Raw genomic sequence first — 2527 nt, 5'->3', positions numbered from 1 at the left:
GCGGCCAGATCGTGCGCCAGCCGGCCGGCCACGGTGCGCCCGTAGGCGCTCGCCGCGCGCGCGCCGACGACCGCGATCCCGTCGTCGTCGCCGGGCGCGAGGGTCCCGCGCACGTACAGGACGCGCGGCGGGTCGGGGATCATGCGCAGGCGCGCCGGGTACGCGGCGTCCCCGAGCGTGAGGATGCTCACGCCGCACTCGCGCGCCCGGCGCTCCTCGGCCTCGCCGGCCTTCGCGGCGTCCAGCGAGCGCACCGCCCCGGCCAGCGCCGGACCGACGCCGCGCACGGCCGTCAGGGCCTCGGCTGGCGCGGCGAGGATGGCAGCGGCCGTCCGGAAGCGCTCGAACGTCGCCGCGGCCGCGCACGCGCGCATCCCCGGCAGCGTGTTCAGCCCGATGGTGAGAATTCTCTCGTCGCTCATGTCCCTCGGTTGCCTGTGGAAAATGCGCGTTACTCTACCATCGGGCGACCGATTGTCAATGCGGCGCCCATCCGGCCAGCCTCGCGCGGCCGGCGCGCCCCCCGGATCTGGGCGGAAAGCCTTTGCATTTCGGGTATGTGCCGTGTACATTGATTCACAAGAAGCGCTGTGCACCGTTGCGGCGGCGAGGAGGTTCGATGGCACTCCCGACCGTTCCGACCGCCGGCGACCCTGCTCCCGTGGAGGCCCCCGCCGAGATCCTCGCGCGGATCGACGCGCGCGAGCGAGAGATAGAGCACGCCCTGCGCGAAGCGCACGAGACCGCCGCGGAAATCGTCCGGCAGGCCCGGGATCAGGCGCAGGCGCGCCTTGCCGCCCGCGGCGAGCAACTCGCCCGCGAGTCGGCGGCCCTCGGCGAGCGGGTCGTCGCCGAGGCGCGTCGGGCCGCGGAGGAGGTCCAGGCAGCCGGCGCGCGGGAGGCCGGCGCCATCCGGGCGATGCCGGCGCAGCGGGTCGCCCGGGCCGCCGAGGGGCTCCTGGCGCTCGTCCTCGGAGACGGATCGCAGGGAGACGGGCCATGATCGTCCCGATGGCCCGCGTCCGGATCTACGGTCCGCGCGAGCTGCTCGACGACGCCACGCGCGTCCTCTACGCGCTGGAGGCGCTGCACCCCGAGGCGCTCCCCCCCGAACTCACCGCGCGGCTGAGCATCCGCGACCGCCGGACGGAGGACCGCGAGGAGGCCCACGAGCGCGTCGAGCTGGAGACGCTCTACGACAAGGTGCGGCGCTCCCTGCTGCTGCTGCCCCACCCGAAGGTCCCGCGCGAGGCCGTCCCGTCGCTCGAGCTGCTGCGCTCGGAGGAGACGCGCCGGGTCGTCGACGTGCTCTTCCAGCACGTGGAGGCGCTGTCGGCCAGGCGCAAGGAGGCGGCGGACCGGCTCGCGCTGTTCGTCAAGTACGAGAAGATGGTCAGCGCGATCCTCCCGCTGGTCGAGAGCGTCGGCGACTCGGAGAACATCGAGATGGTCGGGCTGACCATCGCGCGCGAGCAGCAGGCCGTGGTCCCGCTGCTGGAGCTGGAGCTGCAGCGCGTCACCGACGGGATGGCGCAGCTCTTCTCGACCGAGGTCGACGAGCACACGGTCGCCGCGCTCGTGCTCTACGGCCGCAGCGACGCGGCGAAGGTCCGCTCCCTGCTCTGGGACCGCAACCTCAGCGAGCTGAAGCTCCCCGCCGAGATCGGGCGGCTGCCGCTGCGCCGCGCGCTCGCGGAGATCGCCACCCAGGGCGAGCGCCTGCCCAACGAGGTGCGGGACATCGACGGATCGCTCTCGGCGCTCGCCGTGCAGCGGCGGGGGTACCTCGAGGCGCTCGCCGAGGCGCTCTCGGGGCGGCTGCAGCAGATCGGCGCCCGTTCCTCGTTCTTCCGGACGCGCTACTCCTTCGTGATCTCCGGCTGGATCCCCCGCGGCGTCCTGGCGCGGCTGCGGTCCGAGCTCGAGGCGGTCTCGGGCGGGCGCATCGTCGTGGAGGACGTCGCGGTCGCGGCCGCCGAGGAGCGCCGCGTCCCCGTGCAGCTGCACAACTCGCGCCTCGCGCGGCCGTTCGAGGTCTTCGTGCGGCTGCTGCCGCCGCCGGTGTACCACAGCATCGATCCGACGCCGCTGCTCGCCCTCTTCTTCCCGCTCTTCTTCGGGCTCATCGTCGGCGACGTCGGCTACGGGCTCGCGGTCGCGGTGTTCGCGCTGGTGCTGCGCCGGCGCTTCCCGCCGGGCAGCCGCGTGCGCGACCTGGGCACCGTCCTGCTCTACGCCTCGGCGGTCGCCGTCCTCTTCGGCGTGGCGTTCGGCGAGTTCTTCGGCACCCTCGGCGAGCACTTCGGGATGCGCCCGCTGCACCCGCGGCTGCACCGCCTCAAGTCCATGCCGTTCTTCCTCGGGCTGAGCATCGGCATCGGCTGCCTGCACGTCTTCCTCGGGCTGGCCCTCGGGATCGTCAACGCGGTGCGCGGCGGGCACCGCGCCGCGCTGCGCCACCGCGCCGGCCAGGCGACGGCGCTGGCGGGGCTCATCCTGCTGGTCGCCGCGCTCGCCGGGGCCGCCG

General features: G+C 74.2%; 3 protein-coding genes. 2 read left to right on the top strand and 1 reads right to left on the bottom strand.

Annotated elements, in window-relative coordinates:
* Positions 1 to 422, bottom strand: a 422-nt coding sequence (locus tag VI078_10535) for a DNA-processing protein DprA (protein ID HEY5999716.1), incomplete at its 3' end; no start/stop codon positions are given.
* A gap of 197 nt (positions 423 to 619) precedes the next feature.
* On the opposite strand from VI078_10535, the gene VI078_10530 reads away from it, so the two are divergent.
* Entirely contained in the window at positions 620 to 1003 is a 384-nt protein-coding gene (locus VI078_10530; protein HEY5999715.1) for a hypothetical protein, read from the top strand.
* Positions 1000 to 2527, top strand: a 1528-nt coding sequence (locus tag VI078_10525) for a hypothetical protein (protein ID HEY5999714.1), incomplete at its 3' end; no start/stop codon positions are given. The genes VI078_10530 and VI078_10525, both read left to right, overlap by 4 nt.

Source organism: bacterium (genome assembly GCA_036524115.1).
In the GTDB taxonomy this organism is placed as follows: Bacteria; JAUVQV01; JAUVQV01; order JAUVQV01; family DATDCY01; genus DATDCY01.
This window is presented reverse-complemented; position numbering and strand designations above follow the sequence as displayed.

Bases quoted from the DNA above. Each gene is read 5' to 3' on its own strand.
- VI078_10530 (HEY5999715.1), top strand. From the start codon at position 620: ATGGCACTCCCGACCGTTCCGACCGCCGGCGACCCTGCTCCCGTGGAG.